Source organism: Chitinophagaceae bacterium (assembly GCA_030053935.1).
GTDB lineage: Bacteria > Bacteroidota > Bacteroidia > Cytophagales > JASGCU01 > JASGCU01.
The window spans coordinates 1-2,467 of sequence record JASGCU010000154.1; the positions used below are offsets into that span (position 1 = coordinate 1).

At 34.5% G+C, this 2,467-nt stretch carries 2 protein-coding genes; both read right to left on the minus strand.

Annotation, left to right across the window (positions count from 1 at the left end; translation table 11 throughout):
• Positions 1 to 53 precede the first annotated feature (53 nt).
• Entirely contained in the window at positions 54 to 824 is a 771-nt protein-coding gene (gene tpiA, locus QM536_09810; protein ID MDI9357305.1) for a triose-phosphate isomerase, read from the minus strand.
• Positions 825 to 845: 21 nt separating this feature from the next.
• Complete coding sequence (locus tag QM536_09815) at positions 846 to 2,210, minus strand: alanine/glycine:cation symporter family protein (GenBank protein MDI9357306.1); 1,365 nt, start codon at positions 2,208 to 2,210, stop codon at positions 846 to 848.
• Positions 2,211 to 2,467: the final 257 nt, after the last annotated feature.

Below are 2,467 nucleotides of genomic sequence, written 5' to 3' on the forward strand. Positions count from 1 at the left end.
AACCTTTTTTTAAATACGTTTTGCAACGGTCTTCAAGTACCTTAATGAGGCTCTTATATTTTCATTTTTTTTGTGATATCTATAAATTCTCTTGCTTTGAGAGATGCTCCTCCAATAAGTCCTCCGTCAATATCTGCTTGAGCAAATAGTTCGGCGGCATTTTGAATTCTCAAACTTCCTCCGTAGAGAATGCTTATTTTGTCAGCGGAATTTTTTCCTATCTTTTTTGCAATATGGGACCGTATTTCTTGATGCATCTCTTGTGCTTGCTCGGTAGAAGCAGTTTTTCCTGTTCCAATTGCCCATATTGGCTCGTATGCTATCACTATTTTTTCTATTTCTGTTGCCGAAAAACCAAAAAGACATTCCGTTATTTGATTACAAACAAAAGAAAGGTGCTGCGATACTTCTCTCACCTCTAATTTTTCTCCGCAACAATAGATAGGGGTAATATTATTTTCCAATAAAGCTTTTATTTTTTGGACAATAAAGGGAGGCGATTCATTAAAGTATTCTCTCCGCTCACTGTGCCCTACAATAACATATTCCACTCCAAAGGAAGAGAGCATAGAAGGGGATATTTCTCCGGTAAATGCTCCGAAATTTTGTGTATAGCAATTCTGTGCTCCCAAATGTATGGGAGATGCTGTTTCTTTTAGTATATTCTGCATCAAAGCAATATGAAGAAAAGGAGGACATACCACAATATTCACTCCGTTGTGTCCTTCTTCCTTAACAATTTGTATCAGATCAGATGCCAATAACATACCATCTCCTAAATGAGTATTCATTTTCCAGTTCCCTGCTATTATTTTTTTTCTCATAGTTTTATTACATTAAGTTTATTAATATGCTTTCATTCTTGAAAAATACTCTTTTGCAGCTTTTTTTACTTTGGGGGCGAGCAATAATGCGGCTATCATATTAGGTATAGCCATGAGCCCAAACATTATATTGATAAAATCTACCACTATAGAAAGGGTTGCCACAGAACCAACTAAAATAGTTGCAACATACCAATAATTAAAATAATTTCCATATTTTGCACCAAAAAGGTACGAAAGTGCTTTCACACCATAATAACTATAAGAAAAAAGAGTCGTAAACCCAAAAATTAATACCGTTATATATAATAAAAAAGTTCCCAAATAAGGTATCCCTGCTTCAAATACCTGATAAGTAATCTGTATTCCATCCCCATCAGCCATTTTCCACATATCTGTTGATAATATCGCAAAACCTGTAAGGGAACAAATCACCAAAGTGTCTACCACCGGACCTAACATTGCCACAAGTCCCTCTCGTACAGGTTCATTTGTTTTAGAAGCCCCATGCATCATTGGTGCGGTTCCTATCCCCGCTTCATTAGAAAATGAGGCACGCTTTGCCCCTTCTATTATAATCATTAATACAGATCCTCCGAATGCCGCTTTTGCAGTAAAAGCATCTTTTAAAATCATTTGAAAAATACTCGGTATATATTCTATTCTAGAAAACATTATAAATAAAACACTGAATAAATACAGCAGTACCATAAAAGGCACCATTTTTCCCGCCACTTCCCCGATTCTTTTAATTCCTCCAAAGATTACTAAAGCCGTGAGAATGGTTATCACTATTCCTAAGGCAAAATTAGAATACATATTCCCGATATACTCTAAAGATGTATTTTTTTTAAGAATATCATTGGTGATTTGTACAATTTGATTTGCCTGAAAAAGAGGAGAAGCTCCAAAAAGACAAAAAAAACAAAAAAAAACAGCCATAAACTTCCATTTTTTTCCCAATCCTTCGGTGATAAAGTACATAGGACCGCCCTGTATATGTCCATTTGTATCTTTTCCTCTATACATAACAGCAAGAGTGCAGGTAAAAAACTTCGTTGCCATACCAAAAAACGCACTTACCCACATCCAAAAGAGAACCCCAGGTCCTCCACTCACAATTGCAATAGCAACTCCACTTACATTTCCAAATCCAATGGTCGCAGCCAAACTACTTGATAATGCTTGGTAATGATTTATATCGCCAGGTGCATTTTGATGTGAATATTTTCCCAATAAAATATGGTAAGCATGTGGCAAATACCGAAAAGGAAGAAACTCTATATACAACATAAAAAAAATACCCCCTCCCATAAGAAGTATTAGTAGAGGAGTCCCCCATACCCAACCAGACGCTTCAGCAAAATAAACTTCTATTTGTTCCAATTCTTTCTTTAGTTTTATAATTTGTTTTTTTTAATACATACAATATGCTACAAATTTACACAAAATAAACATAATATCTATTACAATACACTTTTCAAAATAATGTTTAGGTAAAGTGCGTCATGTATTTACCAAAAAACCTTAATCATTATAAAAAAGATGTCTCCTTTTTGAAAATAAATTCAAAAATATGAAGGAATTGTGAATTTGAATCTGTATTCGATTCGCTTTGAAGAGATTTTATAACTTTGGCAATA